This is a genomic window from Prescottella sp. D32, assembly GCF_037287305.1.
GTDB lineage: Bacteria > Actinomycetota > Actinomycetes > Mycobacteriales > Mycobacteriaceae > Prescottella > Prescottella equi.
This window is the reverse complement of the sequence record NZ_JARBSW010000001.1, coordinates 1,047,743-1,071,098: the sequence shown is the minus strand read 5'-3', so window position 1 is coordinate 1,071,098 and position 23,356 is coordinate 1,047,743. Positions and strand designations below refer to the sequence as shown.

General features: G+C 68.8%; 24 protein-coding genes. 13 read left to right on the top strand and 11 right to left on the bottom strand.

The genetic code is table 11. The annotated features are described in order from the left end of the window. The first annotated feature begins 515 nt into the window (after positions 1 to 515). The 6 genes from glnT (at position 516) to PSS76_RS04780 (ending at position 7,034) form a co-directional block, all read left to right on the top strand. Positions 516 to 1,880 (top strand): type III glutamate--ammonia ligase, encoded by a 1,365-nt coding sequence (gene glnT / locus PSS76_RS04805; protein ID WP_337455933.1) that lies wholly within the window; start codon positions 516 to 518, stop codon positions 1,878 to 1,880. A gap of 29 nt (positions 1,881 to 1,909) precedes the next feature. After that, the gene (locus tag PSS76_RS04800; RefSeq protein ID WP_205316927.1) at positions 1,910 to 2,806 is read left to right on the top strand and encodes a class II glutamine amidotransferase domain-containing protein; all 897 of its coding nucleotides are present in this window, start codon (positions 1,910 to 1,912) and stop codon (positions 2,804 to 2,806) included. Beyond that, positions 2,794 to 3,492 (top strand): GltB/FmdC/FwdC-like GXGXG domain-containing protein, encoded by a 699-nt coding sequence (locus PSS76_RS04795; RefSeq protein WP_084869918.1) that lies wholly within the window; start codon positions 2,794 to 2,796, stop codon positions 3,490 to 3,492. Before PSS76_RS04800 ends, PSS76_RS04795 begins: the two co-directional genes overlap by 13 nt. Positions 3,493 to 3,516: 24 nt before the next feature. Then, a complete protein-coding gene (locus PSS76_RS04790; RefSeq protein WP_022597778.1) occupies positions 3,517 to 4,842 on the top strand; it encodes an FMN-binding glutamate synthase family protein in 1,326 nt (441 codons plus the stop codon). A 401-nt stretch (positions 4,843 to 5,243) separates the two neighbouring features. Then, entirely contained in the window at positions 5,244 to 5,891 is a 648-nt protein-coding gene (locus tag PSS76_RS04785) for a helix-turn-helix domain-containing protein (protein ID WP_005517788.1), read from the top strand. 111 nt (positions 5,892 to 6,002) lie between these two features. Next, the gene (locus tag PSS76_RS04780; protein WP_064057640.1) at positions 6,003 to 7,034 is read left to right on the top strand and encodes an iron-siderophore ABC transporter substrate-binding protein; all 1,032 of its coding nucleotides are present in this window, start codon (positions 6,003 to 6,005) and stop codon (positions 7,032 to 7,034) included. On the opposite strand, the gene PSS76_RS04775 is transcribed toward PSS76_RS04780, so the two are convergent. Both PSS76_RS04775 and PSS76_RS04770 read right to left on the bottom strand, forming a co-directional pair. Beyond that, positions 7,035 to 7,577, bottom strand: a complete 543-nt coding sequence (locus PSS76_RS04775; protein WP_064077294.1) for a GbsR/MarR family transcriptional regulator — start codon at positions 7,575 to 7,577, stop codon at positions 7,035 to 7,037. A gap of 136 nt (positions 7,578 to 7,713) precedes the next feature. Next, positions 7,714 to 9,078 (bottom strand): ammonium transporter, encoded by a 1,365-nt coding sequence (locus PSS76_RS04770; protein WP_337455932.1) that lies wholly within the window; start codon positions 9,076 to 9,078, stop codon positions 7,714 to 7,716. 193 nt (positions 9,079 to 9,271) lie between these two features. On the opposite strand from PSS76_RS04770, the gene PSS76_RS04765 reads away from it, so the two are divergent. Then, complete coding sequence (locus PSS76_RS04765) at positions 9,272 to 10,474, top strand: NAD(P)/FAD-dependent oxidoreductase (protein WP_013417132.1); 1,203 nt, start codon at positions 9,272 to 9,274, stop codon at positions 10,472 to 10,474. A gap of 13 nt (positions 10,475 to 10,487) precedes the next feature. On the opposite strand, the gene PSS76_RS04760 is transcribed toward PSS76_RS04765, so the two are convergent. Together PSS76_RS04760 and PSS76_RS04755 are read right to left on the bottom strand one after the other, a co-directional pair. Next, positions 10,488 to 11,099 (bottom strand): maltokinase N-terminal cap-like domain-containing protein, encoded by a 612-nt coding sequence (locus PSS76_RS04760; protein WP_337455931.1) that lies wholly within the window; start codon positions 11,097 to 11,099, stop codon positions 10,488 to 10,490. A gap of 109 nt (positions 11,100 to 11,208) precedes the next feature. Further along, entirely contained in the window at positions 11,209 to 12,498 is a 1,290-nt protein-coding gene (locus tag PSS76_RS04755; protein ID WP_005517780.1) for an adenylosuccinate synthase, read from the bottom strand. A gap of 285 nt (positions 12,499 to 12,783) precedes the next feature. On the opposite strand from PSS76_RS04755, the gene PSS76_RS04750 reads away from it, so the two are divergent. Beyond that, entirely contained in the window at positions 12,784 to 13,458 is a 675-nt protein-coding gene (locus tag PSS76_RS04750) for a hypothetical protein (protein WP_005517777.1), read from the top strand. Between the two features lie 26 nt (positions 13,459 to 13,484). Further along, positions 13,485 to 14,264 (top strand): site-2 protease family protein, encoded by a 780-nt coding sequence (locus PSS76_RS04745; protein WP_013417135.1) that lies wholly within the window; start codon positions 13,485 to 13,487, stop codon positions 14,262 to 14,264. A 61-nt stretch (positions 14,265 to 14,325) separates the two neighbouring features. Here the strand turns inward: PSS76_RS04745 and PSS76_RS04740 are convergent, their stop codons facing one another. The 3 genes from PSS76_RS04740 to PSS76_RS04730 form a co-directional block, all read right to left on the bottom strand. Then, a complete protein-coding gene (locus PSS76_RS04740) occupies positions 14,326 to 14,631 on the bottom strand; it encodes a chorismate mutase (RefSeq protein ID WP_005517775.1) in 306 nt (101 codons plus the stop codon). A gap of 70 nt (positions 14,632 to 14,701) precedes the next feature. Beyond that, the gene (locus PSS76_RS04735; RefSeq protein WP_013417136.1) at positions 14,702 to 15,616 is read right to left on the bottom strand and encodes an aminotransferase class IV; all 915 of its coding nucleotides are present in this window, start codon (positions 15,614 to 15,616) and stop codon (positions 14,702 to 14,704) included. A gap of 116 nt (positions 15,617 to 15,732) precedes the next feature. Next, the gene (locus PSS76_RS04730) at positions 15,733 to 16,692 is read right to left on the bottom strand and encodes a helix-turn-helix transcriptional regulator (protein ID WP_337455929.1); all 960 of its coding nucleotides are present in this window, start codon (positions 16,690 to 16,692) and stop codon (positions 15,733 to 15,735) included. A 62-nt stretch (positions 16,693 to 16,754) separates the two neighbouring features. Here PSS76_RS04730 and PSS76_RS04725 point away from each other — a divergent pair, with 62 nt between their 5' ends. Next, a complete protein-coding gene (locus PSS76_RS04725; protein ID WP_013417138.1) occupies positions 16,755 to 17,219 on the top strand; it encodes a pyridoxamine 5'-phosphate oxidase family protein in 465 nt (154 codons plus the stop codon). Next, positions 17,216 to 18,139 carry an SDR family oxidoreductase gene (locus tag PSS76_RS04720; RefSeq protein ID WP_022597803.1) on the top strand — a complete coding sequence of 308 codons (924 nt, stop codon included), beginning with the start codon at positions 17,216 to 17,218 and terminating at the stop codon, positions 18,137 to 18,139. The genes PSS76_RS04725 and PSS76_RS04720 overlap by 4 nt, the downstream gene beginning before the upstream one ends. 22 nt (positions 18,140 to 18,161) lie before the next feature. Here PSS76_RS04720 and PSS76_RS04715 read toward each other — a convergent pair whose 3' ends face one another. The 3 genes from PSS76_RS04715 to PSS76_RS04705 form a co-directional block, all read right to left on the bottom strand. Continuing rightward, positions 18,162 to 19,088 (bottom strand): cation diffusion facilitator family transporter, encoded by a 927-nt coding sequence (locus tag PSS76_RS04715; RefSeq protein WP_005517770.1) that lies wholly within the window; start codon positions 19,086 to 19,088, stop codon positions 18,162 to 18,164. Between the two features lie 61 nt (positions 19,089 to 19,149). Continuing rightward, positions 19,150 to 20,223, bottom strand: coding sequence for an FUSC family protein (locus PSS76_RS04710; protein ID WP_372440037.1), 1,074 nt, complete (start codon positions 20,221 to 20,223; stop codon positions 19,150 to 19,152). Positions 20,224 to 20,281: 58 nt separating this feature from the next. After that, positions 20,282 to 20,698, bottom strand: a complete 417-nt coding sequence (locus PSS76_RS04705; protein ID WP_022597808.1) for a DUF3151 domain-containing protein — start codon at positions 20,696 to 20,698, stop codon at positions 20,282 to 20,284. An 81-nt stretch (positions 20,699 to 20,779) separates the two neighbouring features. Here PSS76_RS04705 and PSS76_RS04700 point away from each other — a divergent pair, with 81 nt between their 5' ends. Continuing rightward, a complete protein-coding gene (locus PSS76_RS04700) occupies positions 20,780 to 21,307 on the top strand; it encodes an Rv0361 family membrane protein (protein WP_064078508.1) in 528 nt (175 codons plus the stop codon). Between the two features lie 89 nt (positions 21,308 to 21,396). On the opposite strand, the gene fbaA is transcribed toward PSS76_RS04700, so the two are convergent. Next, on the bottom strand, positions 21,397 to 22,434 hold the full coding sequence (fbaA, locus tag PSS76_RS04695) for a class II fructose-bisphosphate aldolase (protein ID WP_064057645.1): 1,038 nt from the start codon (positions 22,432 to 22,434) through the stop codon (positions 21,397 to 21,399). Positions 22,435 to 22,610: 176 nt separating this feature from the next. Here fbaA and PSS76_RS04690 point away from each other — a divergent pair, with 176 nt between their 5' ends. Beyond that, on the top strand, positions 22,611 to 23,354 hold the full coding sequence (locus PSS76_RS04690) for a VTT domain-containing protein (protein WP_175274640.1): 744 nt from the start codon (positions 22,611 to 22,613) through the stop codon (positions 23,352 to 23,354). Positions 23,355 to 23,356 lie beyond the last annotated feature (2 nt).

The following is a 23,356-nucleotide window of genomic DNA, read 5'->3' as shown; positions in this document are numbered from 1 at the left end:
GGTGCGCCAGCGCTCCCGCCTCCACGGCGAACGCCCGCGCCTGCAGCACCGTCACCTCGTCCCCAGCGAGGGCGAGTCGCCAGCCGACGCGGGCGGCGACGAGTTCACGCGAGAGCACCGCCTCCGCACCCGCCGTCCAGCCCGGCGACGTGAGTAACCAGCCGACCCTGCGCCCTGACCGCCCTGCAACCAGCGCCCGCGCCCGCGGTTCGGCGGCGCCGCGAACGACCGCAGGCCGACGTGGAACACCAGTGTTGGATCGGGGGTCGTGCAGCGGATCCGCGACCCGGCCGGGAAGTCGATCGCATCTCCGACGACTACACGGCACTTAAACGTTGCAATCGAATCCTCCTCGTGCCCAGCAATTCCCAGGACGTTCGCGACCGAACTCACCCCACCCGAAGGCGTCACCACATTCTCACCCGCCCGTAACGCATCCGTCACGGATGCTATGTTTCCTGACATGCAACAGTGATTCACTCAATGAAACATAGTCGGACCACCGAGGAGTTCACATGGCGCTCGACCCCGCAGATCTGACCGTGATGTGCCTACCCGAGGCCGGCGCGCCGGATGGCCCGGATCTCGCGACCCTCGCCCGGACCACCGACACCCGTTTCGTCCTGGCGGTGTTCACCAACCTGGCCGGCAAGCCGTGCGCCAAGCTGGTGCCCGTCGAGGCGGTGGAGGAACTGCAGGAGGACGGCGTCGGCTTCGCCGGCTACGCCGCCGGAGCGATGGGTCAGGTGCCCGCGGATCCCGATCTCGTCGCCGTCCCCGACGCCGCGTCGTTCACCCCGATCCCGTTCGTGCGCCCCGGCCTCGCGCTGGTGCACTGCGACCCGCACGTGCAGGGCGAGCCGTGGCCCTTCGCCCCGCGCGTGATCCTGAAGAAGGTGCTGGGACAGGCCGGCGACCTCGGCCTCGAGGTCAACATCGGCACCGAGATCGAGTACTTCCTCGTCGACCGCGACGGGGACGGTGGCCTCCGCACCGCCGATGCCCTCGACACCTCCCGGCGCCCCTGCTACGACGCTCGCGACGTCACCCGCATGTACGAGCACCTCACTGCGATCTCCGCCGCGATGAACCAGTTGGGTTGGGGCAACTACGCCAACGACCACGAGGACGGCAACGGTCAGTTCGAGCAGAACTTCCGGTACGCCGACGCCCTCACCACCGCCGACCGCGTCGTCACGTTGCGCTATCTCATCTCCGTACTCGCCGAACAGCGCGGTATGACGGCGACGTTCATGCCCAAGCCCTTCGCCGACCGGACCGGCAGCGGCATGCACATGCACCTGTCGCTGTGGCGAGACGGCGCACCGGTCTTCCCCGACCACACGGACCCGCGCGGACTGGGTCTCTCGCCCACCGCTTACGCGTTCATCGGCGGCATCCTCGAGCATGCCGGCGGATTGCAGGGTGTGCTCGCCCCGACGGTCAACTCCTACAAACGAACCGGGGCCACCTCGACGAGCAGCGGTGCGACGTGGTCGCCGCGAAGGCCGACGTACGGCGGCAACGACCGCACCCACTACCTGCGGGTGCCGGACGCCAGCCGCGTCGAGTTGCGCGGCGGCGACGGTTCCGCCAACCCGTATCTCGCGTCGGCGGTGACCGTCGCGGCCGGGCTGGACGGCATCCGCCGCGGCACCGACCCCGGCGAACCCGGCGGTGGCATCTGCCCCGACGACCTGCCGATGACCCTGCTGCACGCGATGGATGCGCTCGGGAAGGACGCCGTGGTCACCGGCGCCCTCGACGCCGCGGGCCCCGGCGTGGCCGACTACTTCACCGCCCTCAAGCGGGACGAGTTCTTCGAATGGCACAGCACGGTCACGCCGTGGGAGGTCGACAGCTACCTCACCGCATTCTGACCGCCACCGCGAACAAAGGGAGACAACACATGTGCGGAATCGTCGGGCTTCATCTCCGGGAGCCCTCACTGTATCCGCGGCTCGGTGAACTACTCACCGGGATGCTCGGCCAGATGGTCGACCGCGGACCGGACTCTGCGGGCATGGCCATCTACGGCGACCCGGTCTGGTCACCGGCCGGGCACGCGACGGTGTCGCTGCTCGGCGCCGACGCCACCGCGCAGTCGTTGGCCGCCGCGGTCGGGAGCACACTGGGCGTCGTCGTCACCGGCGTCGACATCGGCCCGAACACGTTGCTGCACGCACCGGTTCCGGCGTCGGCGCTCGCCGACGCCGCACTCGGCGAAGCGCCCGGTGCGATCCTCATCGGATTCGGCGACGACGTCACGGTACTCAAGGGCATGGGCGACCCGGTGGACCTCGCACACCGATTCGGGCTGCTCGCCGCGTCGGGCCGGCAGGGCGTCGCGCACACGCGCATGGCCACCGAATCCGCCGTCACCGCAGCGGGTTCGCATCCGTTCGCCGTCGGACCGGACCAGTGTCTGGTGCACAACGGATCGTTCTCGAATCACCTGAGCGTCAAACGTGAACTCGAGGCCGAGGGCGTCGCGTTCGACAGTGAGAACGACACCGAGGTGGGCGCACGCTTCGTCGCGAAGCAGCTCGCGGAGGGTGTCGACCTGGAGAAGGCCCTGCGTCTGCTCGGCGAGCGGTTCGACGGCTTCTACACGCTGCTCGTGTCCACGCGGGACTCGTTCGCGGTGGTGCGCGACCCCATCGCGTGCAAGCCCGCGATCATCGCCGAGCACACCGGCTACGTCGCGATGGCGTCCGAGTACCGCGCGCTGGCCGGCCTGCCCGGCATCGAGAGCGCCCGCATCTTCGAACCCGAACCGGAAGAGGTTTACGTATGGCACCGCTGACCGCCACCCCCACCACCACGTACGACGTCTCCGACGTCGGGACCCGCGGGCTCAACGCCGCACTGCAGTCCACCGCGCCGCCGGCAACGGTGACGGTGGTGGAACCGGCCGGTGCGCATGCCCTCGCGTGCGGCCTGGACGCCCCGATCGACGTACGCATCGACGGGCACGTCGGCTACTACGCGGCCGGCATGAACCAGCGGGCGACCGTGACGATCGACGGCAATGCCGGTGTCGGCGTGGCCGAGAACATGATGTCGGGCACCGTCCGCGTCACCGGCGACGCATCGCAGTCGGCGGGCGCGACCGCGCACGGCGGCCTGCTCGTGATCGAGGGCAATGCCGCAGCGCGCTGCGGCATCTCGATGAAGGGCGTCGACATCGTCGTCGGCGGCAGCATCGGCCACATGAGCGCGTTCATGGGCCAGGCCGGACGGCTCGTCGTGCTCGGCGACGCCGGTGAGGCGCTGGGTGATTCGCTGTACGAGACCCGTATCTACGTGCGCGGAACCGTCGCTTCGCTCGGGGCCGACTGCATCGAGAAGGAGATGCGCGACGAACACCGGGCCGAACTTCGGGAACTGCTCGACACCGCGGGTTTCGACGCCGACCCCACCGAGTTCACCCGTTACGGCTCGGCCCGCAAGCTCTACAACTTCCACGTCGACAACACCTCGTCCTACTGACGCGCGCCATTTCCAGGAGGCCCCATGACCACGCACACCCCCGGGCTGCGCGAATCCGCGACGTTCGATCGCGACGTCATCCACGAGATCCAGCGCGCCGCCGAGACCGGCATCTACGACATCCGAGGATGGGGCGCCAAACGAAAGCTCCCACACTTCGACGACCTGTTGTTCCTGGGCGCGTCGATGTCCCGCTACCCACTCGAGGGTTATCGCGAGCGTTGTGACACCGACGTCGTGCTCGGTGACCGCCACGCGAAGTACCCACTGCACCTCGATATTCCGATCACCATCGCGGGCATGAGCTTCGGCGCGCTGTCCGGTCGGGCGAAGGAGGCCCTGGGCCGCGGCGCGAGCGAGGTGGGCACCTCCACCACGACCGGGGACGGCGGCATGACGACCGAGGAGCGCGGGCAGTCCAAGCACCTCGTCTACCAGTATCTGCCGTCGCGGTACGGCATGAACCCCGACGACCTGCGCAAGGCCGACGCGATCGAGATCGTGCTGGGCCAGGGCGCCAAGCCCGGCGGTGGCGGAATGCTGCTGGGCCAGAAGATCACCGACCGTGTCGCCGGGATGCGCACGTTGCCCGTGGGCGTCGACCAGCGCAGCGCGTGCCGACACCCGGACTGGACCGGCCCGGACGACCTCGCCATCAAGATCATCGAACTGCGCGAGATCACCGGGTGGGAGAAGCCGATCTACGTGAAGGTGGGCGCCACCCGCACGTACTACGACGTCAAGCTCGCCGTGAAGGCCGGAGCCGACGTGATCGTCGTCGACGGCATGCAGGGAGGCACCGCCGCGACACAGGACGTGTTCATCGAGCACGTGGGCATCCCCACGCTCGCCGCGATCCCGCAGGCCGCGCAGGCGCTGCAGGAGTTGGGTGTGCACCGGACACCGGGCGGGGTGCAACTCGTCGTGTCGGGCGGCATCCGCTCGGGCGCCGACGTCGCGAAGGCCATGGCTCTGGGCGCGGATGCCGTCGCGATCGGCACCGCAGCGCTGATCGCGTTGGGCGACAACCATCCCCGCTTCCAGCAGCAGTACGAGGCGCTCGGCTCGGCGGCCGGCTTCTACGACGATTTCCAGGCCGGACTCGACCCCGCAGGCATCACGACACAGGATCCGGAACTGCAGAAGAACCTCGACCCGGTCGACGGCGGACGCCGCCTCGCGAACTACCTGCGCGTGCTGACGATGGAGGCCCAGACCCTCGCCCGCGCGTGCGGCAAGTCCCACCTGCGCAATCTCGAACCACAGGACCTCGTCGCACTCACCGTCGAGGCGTCGGCGATGGCGCAGGTGCCGCTCGCGGGCACGAACTGGATTCCCGGCCGAATCTGATGCGGGACAGGGCGAGGCCGGGCCCCCGCGTCGCGGGGACCCGGCCTTCGTACCCGGCAGCCGGTCAGGCCTGCGGGTCCGTGGGTGGGGTCTGCCCCTCACCCGACGATCCGAGGAACGCCAGCAGCTTGTTGATGATGCCGAGGAAGCCATCGAGTTCGGCCGACATGTTTTCTCCAATCTGTGTGGTGTTCAATGCATGTACCCCACGAAGGGGCACATCGATCTTGTACCCGGAGGCGGTGAAGATCTAAACCCTCATCTCCACAAAAACTTTCGTCTTCCACACAGGCCCAGGTGAGAGCGATGCCGCAGCCCGAACGGCGGCCGGAGACACGCCCGGGAGACCCCACCCGCCGGGGCGGGTCCACTGCCAGTGGACCGAACGCTACTGTGAGGCAATGAGCCCGTCCAAGCGCCCCGTCCACCACGACACCGCGCAACGCGAAGTGCCCGCCGACACCCCCACCGGCGTCGACCTCGAGCGCGTCATCGCGACCCAGGTCCGCAAACTCCGCCTGGCGAGCGGACTCTCGGTGGGCGACATGGCCGCGAAGGTCGGCATCTCCAAGGCGATGCTGTCCAAGATCGAGAACGCGCAGACGTCGTGCAGCCTGTCCACCCTCGCGCGCCTCGCTGCCGGCCTCGACGTGCCGGTGACGTCACTGTTCCGTGGTGCCGATTCCACGCGCGACGCCGTGTTCGTCGAGGCCGGCAGCGGCGCGGTGATCGTCGGACGCGGCACCCGCGTCGGCCACCACTACGAGTTGCTCGGCGCGCTGCGGGGACAGCACAAACGGCTCGAACCGGTGCTCGTCACCCTCACCGACGCGAGCGAGGTGTTCCCGCTCTTCCAGCATCCGGGCACCGAGCTGATCTACATGCTCGAGGGCGAGATGGTCTACGGCCACGGCGAGAGCGAGTACCGACTGAAGCCCGGAGACTCGCTGCTTCTCGACGGTGAGGGCCTGCACGGGCCCAACGATCTGGTGCAGTTGCCGATCCGCTTCCTCGCGGTGACCGCCTATCCGGACAACCATCAGGAGTGAGGGGTTGCCTCCGGATCCCCGGACGAAACCGAACTTTCATTTGAGTTGAAATTTCATAGAAGGTAAGCCTATGCTCACCGCGCATCGTCGCCCGTGTGGAAAGGCCCCTCCATGAGATCTGCTCGATCACGGACCGCTCGCCGGTCCGTCCTGCTGTCCGGCCTGGTAGCCGCGGCTCTCGTCGTCGCCGGCTGCGGTTCGAGCGAGCCCACCACGGAGTCCGCCGACAGCGACTTCGAAACCGTGACGATCGAGCACGCCCTCGGCACCGCCGTCATCACCGCCGAACCCGAACGCATCGTCACGCTGGGCCAGGGCTCCGCGGAGACCGCGATCGCCCTCGGCACCGTGCCGGTGGGCATCGAGGCCTACGAATGGGGCAGCGACGAGACCGGATACCTGCCGTGGATCCACGACGCGATCACCGACCGAGGCGCGCAATTGCCCGTCCAGTTCACCGGCGGCAGCGAGATCGACATCGAGGCCGTCGCAAAGCTCGACCCGGACCTCATCCTCGCACCGTGGTCGGGTGTCACCCAGCAGCAGTACGACGCCCTGAGCGCCCTGGCCCCCACCGTCGCGTACGCCGAGAAGGCGTGGACGACCACATGGGAGGACCAGATCAGGGTGATCGGGAAGGCGATGGGCAAGGCCCCCGAGGCCGATCAGGAGATCGCGAAGGTCAAGGCGCAGTTCGCCGATGCCACGGCGGCACACCCCGAGTACGCGGACGTGTCGTTCTCGTTCGTCTACAACACCGGCCCCGGCACACTGGGCGTGTTCTTCCCGGACGAGCAGCGCGTCGCGATGGTGCGCGGCCTCGGATTGCAGGTCGACCCGATCGTGAACACCCTGCCCGAGACCGAGGGCACCGACTCCGCGCTGATCGGTCTGGAGAACGCGCACCTGCTGAAGGACTCCGACCTGCTGTTCACGTTCTACTCCGACGACGCGAACCGCGCGGAGATCGAGGCTCAGCCCGTCTACCGTCAGATCCCCGCAATCGCACGCGGCTCGGTGGTGGCGCCCGAGGATCAGTCGTTCGTCACCGGGTCCTCGATGATCAATCCGCTGACCGTGCCGTGGTCGCTCGAGCGCTACGTCCCGATGATCGACGGGGCTGTCGCCCAGCTCGGCAACTGATCACTCGTCGTCTCCGCCGGATGCTCCGCCGGCGCGCGCCTGCCCGTCGCGTTCGGCCTTGAAGCGGTTCCACTCGCTGCGGAGCATCCGGTTGTCGATGATCCAGCCCATGTAGTCGCGCATGTTCAGCACCCGCTCGTACGCGGGCCCGTCGGGATCGGTGTGCGCGAGCGCCTCGGCCGCCAGCCGCCGCTGATTCTCCAGATACGCGTGCTCGTTCTCGAGAAAGCCACCCCACACATCCGAATCCATTGCGTAGTAGTGGGTTCGGTCCCGTGGTTTCCGGACCAGCTTGACGAATCCGCGGTCGATCAACCGGCGCACGTACGTCGACACCGAACCGCGGCTCGCACCCAGTTCGGTGGCCAGTTCCTCGGCCGTCACGCCGGGAGTGTCGTCGATGAGCAGGTACCCGGCGATCCGTCCCTCGATGCGCGAAGCGCCCGCCGACTGCCAGTAGTCGGCGAACCGCTCGACGAACCAGCGCGAGAAGCCCGCACCGGTCGCGGGGCCGCCGCCGTCGGTGTTCGTGCGCTCGCTCATGTACCGCCTCGAAATCCCGTCTCCCGAAACTCTCGCCGACGAACATTATGCCGACGGCAGAGCGGGCGACGCGACATGGCGACGCGGCCGCAGCCCGTCGGATGACGAACAGCGGCCGCGTGGACCGTTCGAGAATCTACGTGCGCTGCTCGGTGGTCGCGACCCGCGTCGCGAGCGCCTCGGCGGCGTCCGCGACGGCAACCGGATCCACCGGCCCCGAACCTGTCACCGTGACGGCCATCGTCTCGGTCACGTACGCGGTCTCGCCGTGCTCTGTGACGTCGAGACCCTCGTGCTCGTCCTCCGGGCGAACCCGCAGACCGATGGTGACCTGGATTGCCTTCGCGATGAGCCAGGTGACCGTGAACGAGTAGGCCAGCACCACGACGACCGCGAGCGCCTGCTTGCCCAGCAACCCCAGGCCGCCGCCGTAGAACAGACCCGCGACACCGTTGGGGGCGTCCTCCGTCGCGAGCAGGCCGATCAGCAGCGTGCCCAGGATGCCGCCGACCAGGTGGATGCCGACTACGTCCAGGGCGTCGTCGTAGCCGAGACGGAACTTGAGCGACACCGCGAAGCAGCACAGCGCACCCGCGGCGGCGCCGATGACGAGCGCACCGATCGGCGACACCGCACCACACGCCGGCGTGATCGCGACCAACGCGGCGATGAGTCCGGACGCCGCGCCGAGCGAGGTCGGGCGTCCCTCCCGTACTCGCTCCACCAGCAGCCACCCGCAGATGCCGGCGCACGCAGCGGCCACGGTGTTGAGCACGACGACGGCCGCGGCATTGTCGGCGGCGAGCGCGGAGCCACCGTTGAAGCCGAACCAGCCGAACAGCAGGATGCCCGCACCCAGCAGCGTCAGAGGAAGGTTGTGCGGCCGAGGCATGTTCGGGAACGCGTGCCGCTTGCCGAGCACCAGGACCATCGCCAACGCGGCGATACCGGCGTTGATGTGGACGGCGGTGCCGCCCGCGAAGTCGATGGCTCCCAGCTTGTTCGCGATCCAGCCGCCGACCACGCTGCCGTCGTCGGAGTCGAACGCGAACACCCAGTGGGCCACGGGGAAGTACACGAGCGTGACCCACAGGCCGGCGAAGAGCATCCACGCTCCGAACTTGATGCGGTCGGCCAGCGCACCCGAGATGAGCGCGACCGTGATGGCCGCGAACAACATCTGGAATCCCGCCACCAGCGCCGGCGGCAGGCCAGGCTCCGCGGACGGCTCGAGCAGTTGCCCGAGTCCGACGAACTCGAGTGGGTCGCCGAGAATACCCAAGCCGCCCAACGAGTTACCGAGAACCGTCGAGTAGCCGAACAGCACCCACAGCACACCGACGACGGCGAACGATCCGAACGTCATCATCATCATGTTGAGGGAGTTGCGGATGCTGACCATGCCGCCGTAGAACAGCGCGAGACCCGGGATCATCAACGCCACGAACGTGAATGCCGCCAATAACCATGCGGTGTCGGCGGCCGCGAGAGCCTGTTCCATATCTGCCCACCTTGCGTCGGCCCGTCTTACACGGGGAATCGAGGTCACCCGAGAGTGAACGGCGGCTGTAAGGCCTGCAAGTAGCTGCGGTGAACAGTGCGTAACGGGGTCCGCACAGGATCTGCGGGTTGCCATTGTTTCATTCCATGCAACACTGTCTCTCATCAAGAAACCCTGCGACTGGAGGTCGGAGATGACAGAAAAGGCGACGGAGCGCGCACGGATCGTGATCGTCGGAGGCGGGCTCGAGGGTCTGGCCATCGCGTGGCAACTCGCCGACCGCGGCGAGACCGACGTGCTCGTCCTCGAGCGGGACACCCTGTGCGGGGGCATGACGGGCAAGTCCAGCGGAATCGTGCGCTGCCACTACGGCGTTCCGTCGCTGGCCGCGATGGCGTGGTACGGCGTCGAGGTGTTCGGTCGGGCCGACGAGATCTTCGGCACCGACATCGGATTCCGACAGACCGGATACGTCGTCGGCGTGGGTGAGAACAACGTCGAACCCCTGCGCGCCAACATCGAGATGCACCGCACGCTCGGCGTTCCCGTCGACCTGGTCGACGCCGACGCGGTCCGCGCGCTGTGGCCCGGAATCCACCTCGACGACTTCGCAGGCTTCGCCTACGAGCCGCTCGGCGGTCACGGCGACGCCTACATGACCGGTATGGCGTACGGTGCCCGAGCCCGCGCGCTCGGCGTACGGATTCGTCAGTCCACCAACGTTGTTCGCCTGATCTCCGACGACTTCGGAGCCGTCCGCGGCGTCCTGTGCGCCGACGGAACCGAGATTCTGTGCGATACCGTCGTACTCGCGACCGGGGTGTGGAGTCCTGCCCTCGCCGCAACCGCGGGCGTCCACCTGCCCATCCGGGCCCAGCGCGAGCAACTGGTGCTGGTGGATCAGGGTGCGCCCACCCCCGACGTCCCGACATTCTCGGATCTGGTGAATTTGCAGTACATCCGACGCGAACCCAACGGTCACCTGCTGGTCGGCAACAGCGATCACTCGAATCCCGAGATCGCCGATCCGGACGCCTATCCCAACCGCGCGACCGAGGACTTCGTCGAGACCGCGATCGGCAGACTCGACCGCATCCTGCCCGACATGCCGGATCCGCGACTCGCGTCGTCGTACGCGGGCTGTTACGACATCACTCCCGACTACAACCCGATCATCGGGCCCTCGCCCGCCGCAGGCCTGTTCCTGGCCGTCGGCTTCAGCGGCCACGGCTTCAAGATCTCGCCGGCCGTGGGGCGTCTGGCGGCCGATCTACTGCTCGACGGGATCAGCAGCGACCCCGCCGTCGACGGGAACGACTTCCGCTACAGCCGCTTCGGCGAGGGCAAACCACTCGTGAGCCTGCACCCGTACGCCGGGGCCGGCGAGATGCGCTGACCTCTCGGACGAATCAGCGCAGCGTCGCGAGAACGCCTCGGCCACCGTCCCATTCGCCCAGCAGCGCGGGCCCGGTGGGCTCGCCGCCGACCGGCCGATGGTGCACGACCACGGTGGTCCCACCCGCCTCGATCACGGTGTCGGTGCCGTCCGCGGAGACCCGCACGTCGGACACGACGGGGACCGGGGCATCTGCGACGCCCGTCCCCCACGCGTGCGCGGAATTGTCGATCTTCCGGGGCTCGGCGTCGTCGACGTGCACGAACTGGTCCGCCTCGTGTCGGCCGCCGTGGACGGCATCGAGCAGTTGCTGCACGAACACCGGGTCGGTGGTCGCGTTGTAGACGTACCGGCGGCCGAGCACCGAGTGCTCCATCTCCCCGGCCGGGCGGGCGCCGGGCAGCGGCGCCGCGCGGTACGTCAACGGCACCTGCCAGAGCGTGCCGTCGGCGTCGCGCACCAGATGCACCTCGATGCCGACCTCGCCGTCCGGGTCGTCGAACCGGTACGCGCCGATCGGCTCGATCGCCGGCGACGCACCGTCGTAGTACGGGGACGACGGGAGCCAGGCCGCGATCAGCTCCGGCTTGGTGGGTGACAGCTGTGCCGCGTAGAGGAGGGCCATGTCCCCGATGGTAACCGGCGTGCGCCTCCGCATCCCGAAACGCCGAATGTCACATGCGTTCAGTCGAACTGAACGCATGTGACATTCGGTCACACACGAGCGGGTGAGGTCAGGCCAGGATGTCGTGGCGGACGATGGTCTCGTCGCGGCCCGGGCCGACGCCGATGCACGAGATCCGCGCGCCCGACAGCTCCTCGAGCCGCAGCACGTAGTTCTGCGCGTTGACCGGCAGCTCCTCGAAGGTGCGGCAGTGCGAGATGTCCTCCCACCAGCCCGGCATCTCCTCGTAGATCGGCTTCGCGTGGTGGACGTCGGTCTGCGTCATCGGCATCTCGTCGACACGCACGCCGTCCACGTCGTAGCCGACGCAGATCGGGATGGTGTCCAGGCTCGACAGCACGTCGAGCTTGGTGAGGAAGTAGTCGGTGATGCCGTTGACGCGGGTCGCGTAGCGGGCGATCACGGCGTCGAACCAGCCGGTGCGGCGGGCGCGGCCGGTGGTGACGCCCACCTCGCCGCCCTGCTTGGCCAGGTACTCGCCGTGGTTGTCGAACAGCTCCGTCGGGAACGGTCCCGAGCCGACACGCGTCGTGTACGCCTTGAGGATGCCGAGCACCGTCTCGATCTTGGTGGGGCCGATGCCCGAACCGACCGACGCGCCGCCGGACGTCGGGTTCGACGACGTCACGTACGGGTAGGTGCCGTGGTCGACGTCGAGCAGAGTGCCCTGCGAGCCCTCGAGCAGCACGGTCTCGCCGCGCTCGAGCGCCAGGTTGAGCTGCAGGCGGGTGTCGGCGATCCGGTGCTTGAAACCGGCGGCCTGCGTCAGCACCTCGTCGACCACCTGGTGCGGGTCGAGAGCCTTGCGGTTGTAGATCTTGACGAGCACCTGGTTCTTGAACTCCAGGGCGGCCTCGACCTTCTGGGTGAGGATCTTCTCGTCCAGGACGTCGGCCACGCGGACACCGACACGCGCGATCTTGTCCTGGTAGCAGGGGCCGATACCGCGGCCCGTGGTGCCGATCTTCTTGGCGCCGAGGAAGCGCTCGGTGACCTTGTCGATGGCCACGTGGTACGGCATGATCAGGTGCGCATCGGCGCTGATCAGCAGCCCGCTGGTGTCGACGTTGCGCTCCTCGAGGCCCGCCAGCTCCTGCAGCAGCACACCCGGGTCCACCACGACGCCGTTGCCGATCACGTTGGTGACGCCCGGGGTGAGGATGCCCGACGGAATCAGATGCAGCGCGAACTTGTCGCCGTTCGGCAGCACCACGGTGTGTCCGGCATTGTTGCCGCCCTGGTACCGCACGACCCACTGCAGGCGTCCGCCCAGTAGATCGGTAGCTTTGCCCTTACCCTCGTCGCCCCACTGGGCACCGATGAGGACGATTGCCGGCATTTCGCTGTCTCCTACGGTCGACGTACAGCCATGTACGACTGCATGGTCCTGCCGTGCTGTAGGCAGTGGCCGGACGCACAGTCTAGCCGAGACCGACCGTCGTCCAGCCCCCGAGGTGTCCCGACGCGCACCGAAACCACTTCCGACCACCCAGACTGTTTGCAGCGGCCGCGTCGGTTCGGGTAGACATCGAAATGCCCTTGCGTGCGGTGGTCGCGTCGTGCTCGCCCACCCTCCGCAACGCCACGATCCGAACCGCCGCGTCGGAGACAAGCAAGGAGTGTCATGGTTCCCGTAGTGCTCAAGTGCGGCAACGCGCCGCTACCGCTGGCGCTGCGGTCGCTCGACGTCCTGAGCGTCCCGGCCCTGCCCGACAAGGACGACTTCGACGAGGCGTTCGCCAAGATCGAGACGTCCGAGAAGCCGCGACTGATCGTCGTCGGCGACGACGCCGCGTTCGCGGCCGCGCTGACCCGGCTGATGCGGACCGATCGGCTGCACGTCGAACTGGCCTACGTGCCCGAGGAACGAACCGACGCCACCCACGCCTACGGACTGCGCACCGGCTCCAAGGCCGCGACGATCGCCGTGTCCGGTGTCGCCCGTTCCACGCCGCTGATCCGCGACGACGCCGGCATCGCGCTCGTCGGCGAGGCCCTCGTCTACGGCTCCGAGCACGCGGGCGAGCTGGTCGGCGAGGCCTACGTCGACGACGAGCGCCTGTTCTCCGGCACCGTGCCCGGCATGCGGATCGTGCCCACCCCCGAACTGCCGGGCCTGCGTGCCACCGTCGACAAGCGCCGCTGGTTCGGTGGCCACCGGTGGCTGACCGGACGCGCCGTCCAGCTCGGCTCACCGGCCGCAGTGCTCACCCGCGACGGCGTCCGCACCCCGCGCGCGGTCAAGCGTTCGACGTTCTACCGGCACGACCAGGACTGGCTGCTCGTCTGCGCCGCCTGAGCCCCGTCCGCCTGGATACTGGGGTCATGTACTCCGACGCGCGTCCCCGCGCCAGCCTCGTCCGCCCGAGCCCGGTGTTCCTGGGCATCGTGGCGATCGCCGCCGTCGGCGGTGTCCTCGCGTGGCGGGCGACCGGCAACGAGATGTCGGGCCGCATCGGGGTGTTCCTGCTCGTCGTCGCCGGCTGGGTCGTCACTCTCTGCCTGCACGAGTTCGCGCACGCCTTCGTGGCGTGGCGGAACGGCGACCACGACGTCGTGATGCGCGGCTATCTGACGCTCGACCCGCGCAAGTACACCCAGCCGCTGCTGTCGATCGGCCTGCCGGTGGTGTTCCTCGCGCTCGGTGGCATAGGTCTGCCCGGCGGCGCGGTGTACCTGCAGACCGGACTGATGCCGCCGCGGACGCAGACCCGCGTCAGCCTCGCCGGCCCGGCGGTGAACGCGGTGGCCGCGATCGTGCTGCTGGCGGTCATACGGCTGTTCGGCCTCGACGGCGACCATCAGGTGTTCTGGTGGGGACTGAGCTTCCTGGCATTCCTGCAGGTGATGGCGACCGTACTGAATCTGCTGCCGGTGCCCGGGCTGGACGGCTACGGCGCCCTCGAACCGCACCTGCAGCCGAGCACGCGGGCCTCGCTCGACAAGGTCAAGCCGTTCGGGTTGCTCCTGCTGATCGCCCTGCTGTTCGTCCCGCAGATCAACACCGTCTTCTTCGACGCGATCTACTGGTTGTTCGAACTGTCCGGTGTACCCGACGTCTTCGCGATGTTCGGCAACTACCTCATGCAGTTCTGGCGCAGCTGAGTCGCCACATCACGGACGCGACCGCACCGACCCCGATCGGTTCCTGATCGGGGTCGGCCGGTCACATGGCATGACCCAGACGCCCCCGCCCGAGCCGGAGGAGCAACAGCGCGAGTGTGTGGCCCTCCGGTCCCAGGTCGTCGAAACGCGACAACACCCTCATTTCTCGGGTGTGCACCAAGCGGGTGCCGCCGCCGAGCATGCGTACCTCACCGATCAGGCGGGAGAGTTCGGTGCGCTGCTGAATCGCCGCGAGAATCTGTGCGTCCAGGCGGTCGATCTCGCTGCGAAGCTGCTCGATGTCGACGTCCGATCGACGGTCTGCCGAGGGGGTGGCCGACATGTTCGTTGCCTGTGCGCTGGTCATGCCGTAAACGCTAGGTACACGTCCGCGTAGGCACGTAGGTAGTTCACTACCCGATCTCGCCCGGCGCACATCACCGCAGGTAGGACACCCATCCGCGGCCGTCGTCCGAGCGCAGCGCCGCCGCGTGCCGCTTGCGCAGCACCTCGCACACCGGTCCCGGCACACCCTCCCCGACGGTCCGCCCGTCCACCTCCACCACCGGCGCCACCCCGGCCGACGTCCCGGTCGCGAACACCTCGTCGGCGATGTAGAGCTCGGTGAGGTCGACGGCCCGTTCCACGACGGGGATGCCCTCCTCCGCGGCGAGGGTGAGCACCGAGCGCCGGTTGATGCCGTCGAGGATGTCGCACGAGACGTCGGGGGTGATCAGGGTGCCGCCGCGCACCAGGAAGATGTTGGCCGCACTCAGCTCGCACACGTGCCCCGCGCCGTCGAGGAAGATCGCGTCGTCGTAGCCGGCGTCGATCGCGCCCTGCTTGGCCAGCACCGAGTTCACGTACGCGCCGTTGACCTTGGCCCGCGACGGGATCGCGAAGTCGGGGATCCGCCGCCACGTGCTCGTCCCCAATCGCATCCCGTCCTGCGGCACGATCGGCACCGCGTCGTAGACGAACATCGACACGACGGTGCGGCAGCCGCGCACCCGGGTGCCCGGGATCGACTCGTCGACGTGCACGGTGGCGCGGACGAAGACGTCGGAGGTGGGCGCGTTCGCCGCGACCAGTTCCCCGGCCACCGCCACGAACCGGTCGAAGCTCCACTCGTCGGCGAAGCGGTCGATGCCGATGATCCGGCAGGACTCGACGAGCCGCCGGTAGTGGTCCCGCAACCGGAACGCCGAGCGCACGCCGGCGTCCACGTGGACCGGGAACACCGTGTAGACACTGAGCCCGTAGAGGACCGCCGAGGTCGCGACACCGAGGGTGGCCTCGGCGGCCGGGACGAGTCGATCACCGAAATACACGTGGGGATGCGGATCAGCCATGCCCCGAGATCGTAGGGAACGGCGCTCGGACGCGACAGCGAGTTTCGGCGTGGGGGTCCACTGCTCGTGCCCCGGCGCGCAAACACCGCTGCGGCCGTCGGGAACGGGCGCCCACGCTACGTCGAGTTGAGTCGCAGCACCTCCCGGGCCGCGGTCGCCAGCGCCGCGCGCAGGTTCGCCGGGGCCAGCACCTCGACGCCGGGCGCGAGGGTGAACAGCTGGTCGGCCGCGACGTCCTCGGCCTCGAGCCTCAGATCGACCGTCACCCAGCCCTGTTCGTCCGGATCGGAGGCCGGCACCTTGGCGGCCTCCTCGCCCACCACCGCGGGCAGCCGACGCCACGCGTACGGGGAGAGCCGCACCCGGCACGGAAAGCGCAGCAACGCCCGGTCGAACTCCGCGGTCGACGCCGACCACCAGGCGGCGAGGTCGAACGACTCCGGCCGGCGCGCGCGTTCGTCCAGCATCTGCGCGGCGTCGATCCGCGACACCCGGTACGAGAGCGTGCGATCACGATGCCGGGCAACGAGATACCAGACGCCGGCCTTGGCGACCAGGCCGAGCGGGTCGAGCGTGCGCGACGTCTCCCGCGCGCCCTTGCGATAGCGGATCCGCAGGCGTCGGCCCTCGAGCACCGCCGACGCGACAGCCGCCAACTCGCCCGTGTCCGACGTCCTCGCGAACCAGCCCGGCGCGTCGACGTGCAGGCGCTCGCGCCACAGCAGCGCACCCGTCCGCAGCGGAAGTGGCAGCGCGCCCAGCAGTTTCGACTCCGCGCGGGCCGTGACGTCCGCCAGACCCAGATCGTCGGCGAGCCCGGGGATACCCAGCAGCATCAGCGCCGACGTCTCCGCCCCGGTCATCCCGCTGAGCTTGGACTGCCAGCCGTCGAGCAGGCGGATGCCACCGCCCGGGCCGCTCTCGGTCCACACCGGCACACCGGCGGCCTGCAGCGCCGCGACGTCGCGGTAGACCGTGCGGACCGAGACGTCGAGCTGCTGCGCCAGCCGTGCCGCAGTGGCGCCGGGACTGCCCTGCAGACGCAGCATCAGGTCGAGGAGCCGGCTCGAGCGCATGCCCGCAGCCTACGGAAAATCACTGACACAAGATGTCAGTGATGCGGTCGCACACTGATGACATGGCAACCTGGCAGGAGTTCACCGAAGCGGCGCCGGCACTGGCCGACGCCGTCCGCGCGCGGCTCACCGCGCACAGACACCACGTCCTGGCGACGCTGCGCGCCGACGGCTCGCCGCGCGTGAGCGGCACCGAGGTCGAGACCTTCCGCGGTCTACTGGTCCTCGGATCGATGCCGGGCGCGCGGAAGGTCCGGGATCTGCACCGGGATCCGCGGTACGCGCTGCACTCGAATCCCGGCCACCACACCATGGAGGGCGGCGACGCCAAGATCTCCGGCCGGGCTCGCGAGCTGACCGGCGAAGAGAAGCGAGCGATCCTCGACTCCTATCCGGAGAATCCCGGCGACGACGCACAGATCTTCGAGCTCGGCATCGACGACGTCGTGCTCACCACCGTCTCGGACGACCGCCTGCACGTCGACCTCTGGCGTCCCGGCGCCGACGTCGTGAGGACCAGCCGGTGAGCGCGCCGGATCTCACCGGGAAGGTCGCGCTGGTCGCCGGGGCGACGCGCGGCGCGGGCCGGGCCATCGCCGTCGAACTGGCCCGCGCGGGCGCCACCGTCTACGCGACCGGACGCAGCAGCCGGGTCGACGGCCGGTCCGAGATCGGCCGACCCGAGACCATCGAGGAGACCGGCGAGCTCATCGCGGCCGCCGGCGGGAACGGCGTCGCGCTGCGCGTCGACCACCTCGAACCCGATCAGGTGCTCGCCCTGGTCGAACGCATCGACGCCGACCACGGCCGCCTCGACATCCTCGTCAACGACATCTTCGGCGGCGACCGCTACGCCCAGTTCGGCACCACACTGTGGGAGCACGACCTGGACGGCGGTCTGCGGATGCTGCGGATGGGAATCGACACCCACGTGATCACGAGTCACTTCGCGCTCCCGCTGCTCATCCGCCGGCCGGGAGGACTGGTCGTCGAGATGACCGACGGCACCGCCGAGTACAACGTCGCCTACCGGCACCAGGTCGGGTTCTTCTACGACCTCGTCAAAGCGGCCGTCCAGCGGATGACCACCGCGCAGGCGTACGAGCTGGCCCCGCACGGCGGCGCGGCCGTCGCGGTGACGCCGGGCTGGCTGCGGTCGGAGAACATGCTCGACGCCTTCGGCGTCACCGAGGACAACTGGCGCGACGCCCTCGATCAGGTGCCGCACTTCGCGATCTCGGAGACACCGACGTTCGTCGGCCGGGCGGTGACCGCGCTGGCCGGGGACCCGGATGTCGGCGAGTTCAGCGGCCGGGTCGTCTCGAGCGGGCAACTGGCGCAGCGGTACGGCGTCACCGACGTCGACGGCTCCCGGCCCGACTGTTGGCGGTACCTCGTCGAGGTGCAGGACCCCGACCTGCCGGCGAACACCGACGGCTACCGCTGAGCGACCGCCGGTCCGCAGGCCGTCACCACGTCAGGTCCTCCTGGCACCGCGATCCCTCGACACACGATTCGACCTGAACGGTGGCGTGGCCGAGGCCGTGCGCATCGAGCACGGTCTTGGCCGCCGCCAGCACCCGCTGCGAATCGGAATCGGTCGTGAGGTGCACCGTCGCGACGTCCATGCCGGTGGTCAGCGTCCACACGTGCAGGTCGTGCACGTCGGAGACGCCGGGGACGGCACGCAGATCGGCCCGGACGGCGTCGACGTCGACGTTGGCGGGTGAGGCCTGCGTGAGGATCCGCAGCGCCGATCCGGCCAGCTTGAGCGCGCGGGGGACCACCCACAGCGAGATCAGGACACCGACGACGATGTCGGCGTAGCTCCAGTCGAACAGCACCAGCGCGGCGCCGGCGATCAGGACCCCGACGCTGCCGACGGCGTCGGCGAGCACCTCGAGGTACGCGCCGCGGACGGCGAGCGAGTCCTTGGCGTCGCCGCGCAGCATCAGCATCACGACGATGTTGGCGGCGAGTCCCGCGGCGGCCGTCAACATGAGCGGGACGCCGGGGATCTCCGGCGCGTGGCCGATGCGGCCGATGGCCTCGTACATGACGAACGCGGCGACGCCGAGCAGCAGGACGGCGTTCGCCATCGCGGTGAGCACCTCGGCGCGATGCCACCCGAACGTGCGGGCCGCCGCCTTGGAACCCTGCTTCGCCAGCAGCAGCGCGACCAGCCCCATCGACATGCCGACGACGTCGGTGAGCATGTGGCCGGCGTCCGCGAGCAGGGACAGGGAGCCGATGGCGAGCGCGACGACCGTCTCGAGGACCAGGAAGCCGACGAGGATGGCCAGGGCGATCACCATCTTGCGGATGCGGGTGGGCGTGGGCCCTACCCCGTTCGCGGCGGCGGTGTTGCCGTGGCTGTGCCCGTGACCGGCTCCCATGATGGACCTCCTCGTCGGTTCGGCCCATCATATGCATGTATTCGCATATATGAAAAGGCTGTCAGAGGTCCGGCCGGTAGGCGGGTCTGGGCACGGTCGGCGGCAACGTCGCGATCGCCGAGATCCGTTCGAGCCCCGCGACCCGCAACAGGTCGACGATGAGCGAACGGATCTGCGCGAACACCACCGTCGCGGAAATGCCCGCACCCTCGACCAGTTCGGGTTTCAGGCCCGACGCCGCCGTCCGCAGCACCCGCGCGGCCTCCGCCTGGTCCGGCTGCTCCCCCGGTTCCGCGAGAATCATCCGGCGCAGCACGTCGAGGGCCTGAGAGAGCTTCTCGATCTCGTCGACCAGGCGCGGGTCGAGAATCTCGTCGTCGCGCACCAGCGTGAGCGATCGGCGCGACAGGACGCGGATGTTACGCATCGCGTTGTCGATCGGGTCGGCGGTCGCGGTGAGCCTGGCGAGCCGGGCCCGGCTGCCCCAGTAGAGCGGGGAGATCCGGCTGATCTCCTTGCCGCCGGACAGGTTGCTGCGAAGGGAATCGATCGCCGGCTGCGTCTCCCGGGCCTTGCGCAGGGCCTTCTCGATCGGCTTGGCATCGTTCGCGATGAGCCCGTCGGCCACCAGTTGCAGGACCTCGCTCGCGGTCGCGAGGATGCCGGCGGCGTCGCGTCGGGCTCGCCGCACCGGATGCGTCGGCACCACCGCGACGACCGCGATACCCACGAGCCCTCCGACGAGGGCGTCGACCATCCGCTCGAACCCGGCGGCGTCACCGGGCGGAAGCAGCGTCGCGACGAGCACCGCCGACGTGCCGGCCTGCATCGAGAAGATCGGGCCGGACCCGATCAGCACGGCGGTACCCATCGCGAGCGTGACGACCAGCGTGATCTGCCACGCGCCGGTACCGATCAGCGAGATCAGCAGGTCACCGATACCGATCCCGACGGTGACACCACACACCAGTTCCACCGACCGGCGCATCCGCGCACCGAGCGACAGTCCCAGCGAGACGACGGCGGCGATCGGCGCGAAGAACGGTCTCGTGTGCCCCACGACCTCGGTCGCGAACCACCACGCGAAACCGGCCGCCAGACCGCACTGCAGGATCGGCAACGCCGACGCGCGCAGACGACGGACGTTCGCCGCTGCGCGCGCTCGGCCCGCCGCCGGGCTGGGAACGAAGCGGCTAGCCGAGACCAAGTGCTTCGGCTGCCCGCGGATCGCTGTCCTCGAGCAGGTCCAGGCAGCGGGCGTACTCGTCGTTCTCACCGATGGCCTGCGCGGCCTTCGCGAGGACGGCGACACAGCGCAGGAAACCGCGATTGGGCTCGTGGCTGTAGGGAACGGCACCGAAGCCCTTCCACCCGTTGCGGCGCAACTGGTCGAGTCCACGGTGGTAGCCGGTACGCGCGTACGCGTACGCCGTGATGGTCTGCCCCTGCTCGAGCGCCGCCTCCGCGAGATACGCCCACGCGATGGACGCGGTGGGGTGCTCGGCGGCGACCTTCGCCGGGTCCTCGTGGTTGAGCAGCGCCGATTCCGCGTCCTCGTCGCCGGGGAGCAGGGTGGGCTGTGGTCCGAGAAGATCACCGAATGACGTCATGGCGTCCATTGTGCCGCCATCGGCCGGAAGGCCGATAGGCTGCCCACCAGTTGATCTCGCTCCCGGACCGAGAGGCGTCACGTGCCCGACCAGAACGACAATCCGACCAGCCCGGCCGCCGGTCCGCAGCGCATCCGGCCGACGGCGCCGAGCACGAAGAAGGATCGGCGGCGCGGGGGCAACCGCGGTTGGATCGTCGCGTCGACGTTGGCGGTGGTCGGCGTCCTGGCCGCGCTCGGCGTGACCGGTTTCGTCATCGCCCGCACCGGCGCCCAGGACCCTGACGAGTCCCGCGTCCGGAACGCCGTCGACACCTTCGCGCAGGCCCTCGACTCCGGCAATCTGGGCGCCCTGCAGTCCTCGACGTGCGGCACGCTGGCGGACTTCTACCGCGACATCCCGCCCGCCGACTTCGCCGGCGTGCACCGCGACGTCGTCGCGCACGGCGGTGTCCCGGTGGTCACGAGCGTCGACACCGTCCAGATCACCGGGGACACCGCGATCGCTCAGGTCACCGCGCACACCGAGGCCGATCCGTCCGACGCGTCGCCGCGCACACTCGACCTCGAGCGAGTCGACGGCACCTGGAAGGTGTGCGACCGCGAGTAGCGCACCGCCCCCGAAACGCGTTTTGCGCACTTATCGCGGGTTTCCCGTCCCGGGAACCGCGATAAGTGCGCAAAACGCGAAAAGGGTGACTAGCCGGCGGAGACGGAGCGTCCCGCGGACTTGAGGTCGTTGCAGGCCTCGATGACGCGGGCGGTCATACCGGCCTCGGCCTTCTTGAGGTAGCTGCGCGGGTCGTAGACCTTCTTGTTGCCGACCTCGCCGTCGATCTTCAGGACGCCGTCGTAGTTCGAGAACATGTGGCCGACGATCGGACGCGAGAACGCGTACTGCGTGTCGGTGTCGACGTTCATCTTCACGACGCCGTAGCGCAGCGAGTCCTCGATCTCCGACTTCAGCGAGCCCGAACCGCCGTGGAAGACGAAGTCGAACGGCTTCGAGCCCGCGGACAGACCCAGCTTGGCGACGGCCGTCTCCTGGCCCTCCTTGAGCACCTCGGGCTTGAGGACGACGTTGCCCGGCTTGTAGACGCCGTGGACGTTGCCGAACGTCGCGGCCAGCAGGTACTTGCCGTTCTCGCCGACACCGAGCGCGTCGACCGTCTTCTCGAAGTCCTCACGCGACGTGTACAGCTTGTCGTTGATCTCGGCCTCGACGCCGTCCTCTTCACCGCCGACGACGCCGATCTCGACCTCGAGGATGATGTTCGCGGCCTTCGACAGCTTCAGCAGCTCCTGCGCGATCTCGAGGTTCTCGTCGATCGGCACGGCCGAGCCGTCCCACATGTGCGACTGGAACAGCGGGTTCCGACCGTTGTTCACGCGCTCCTGGGAGATCGCGAGCAGCGGGCGCACGAAGGTGTCCAGCTTGTCCTTGGGGCAGTGGTCGGTGTGCAGCGCGATCGTCACGTCGTACTTGGCGGCGACGACGTGCGCGAACTCGGCGAGCGCGACCGCACCCGTCACCATGTCCTTGACGCCCAGGCCCGAGCCGAACTCCGCGCCACCGGTCGAGAACTGGATGATGCCGTCACTGCCTGCGTCCGCGAAACCCTTGATCGCGGCGTTGATCGTCTCCGACGACGTGCAGTTGATGGCGGGGAAGGCGAAGGAGTGCTCCTTGGCGCGGCCGAGCATCTCGGCGTAGACCTCGGGAGTTGCGATAGGCACGGCGGCTGTCCTCCATGTGACGGTTGATGGCGCGGCCGACTGTGACGGCGCGCCGGTTCTCTATGCAGTATGGCAACCCGTACGCGCCCCCGCCTCCCTTGGTGTCCGGACCGTGTCGGCTCACCCGGCCCGGTGGACTCAGCGGTCTCTCAGCGGCCGCCGGTAGTCTGGTGCGCGTGAATGTGCTGGCAGCCTCGGAGCCCGTGACCACGAATCTGGCATTGCTGCCGGGATTCCTCGATCCAGTGAATCTGCTGAACTCGTTCGGCACCTGGATGCTGATCGGCCTCCTACTGGTCGTCTTCATCGAGTCGGGTCTGCTGTTCCCGCTCCTGCCGGGCGACTCGCTCCTGTTCACCGCCGGTCTGATCGCGGCGTCGAAGTCGGCGGAGGTGGAACCGTTCGCACCGCTGTGGGTGCTGATGGTGACCATCCCGATCGCCGCGGTCCTCGGCGACCAGGTGGGCTACCTGATCGGCGCGAAGGGCGGCTCGGCCCTGTTCAAGTCGAACGACGCGAAGGTCTTCAAGAAGAGCTACATCGACGAGGCGCACGCCTTCTTCGAGAAGCACGGCCCGGCCACCATCTTCCTGGCCCGCTTCGTGCCGATCGTGCGCACCTACGCGCCGCTCGTCGCGGGCGCGTCGAAGATGAAGTACTCGACGTTCATCACCTACAACGTCATCGGTGGCATCGTGTGGGGCGCCGGCGTCACGCTCCTCGGTTTCTGGCTCGGCCAGATCCAGTTCATCGCCGACAACATCGACTACATCTTCATCGGCATCGTCCTGGTGTCGGTGGTCCCCATCATCGTCGAGGTGGGTAAGCGCTACTTCGGTTCCCGCAAGGCGCCGAAGACCTCTGTCGAGGGCGTCGAGCCCATCGAGCCCGTGCGGACCCCGAACGACCCCACCGCTTGACG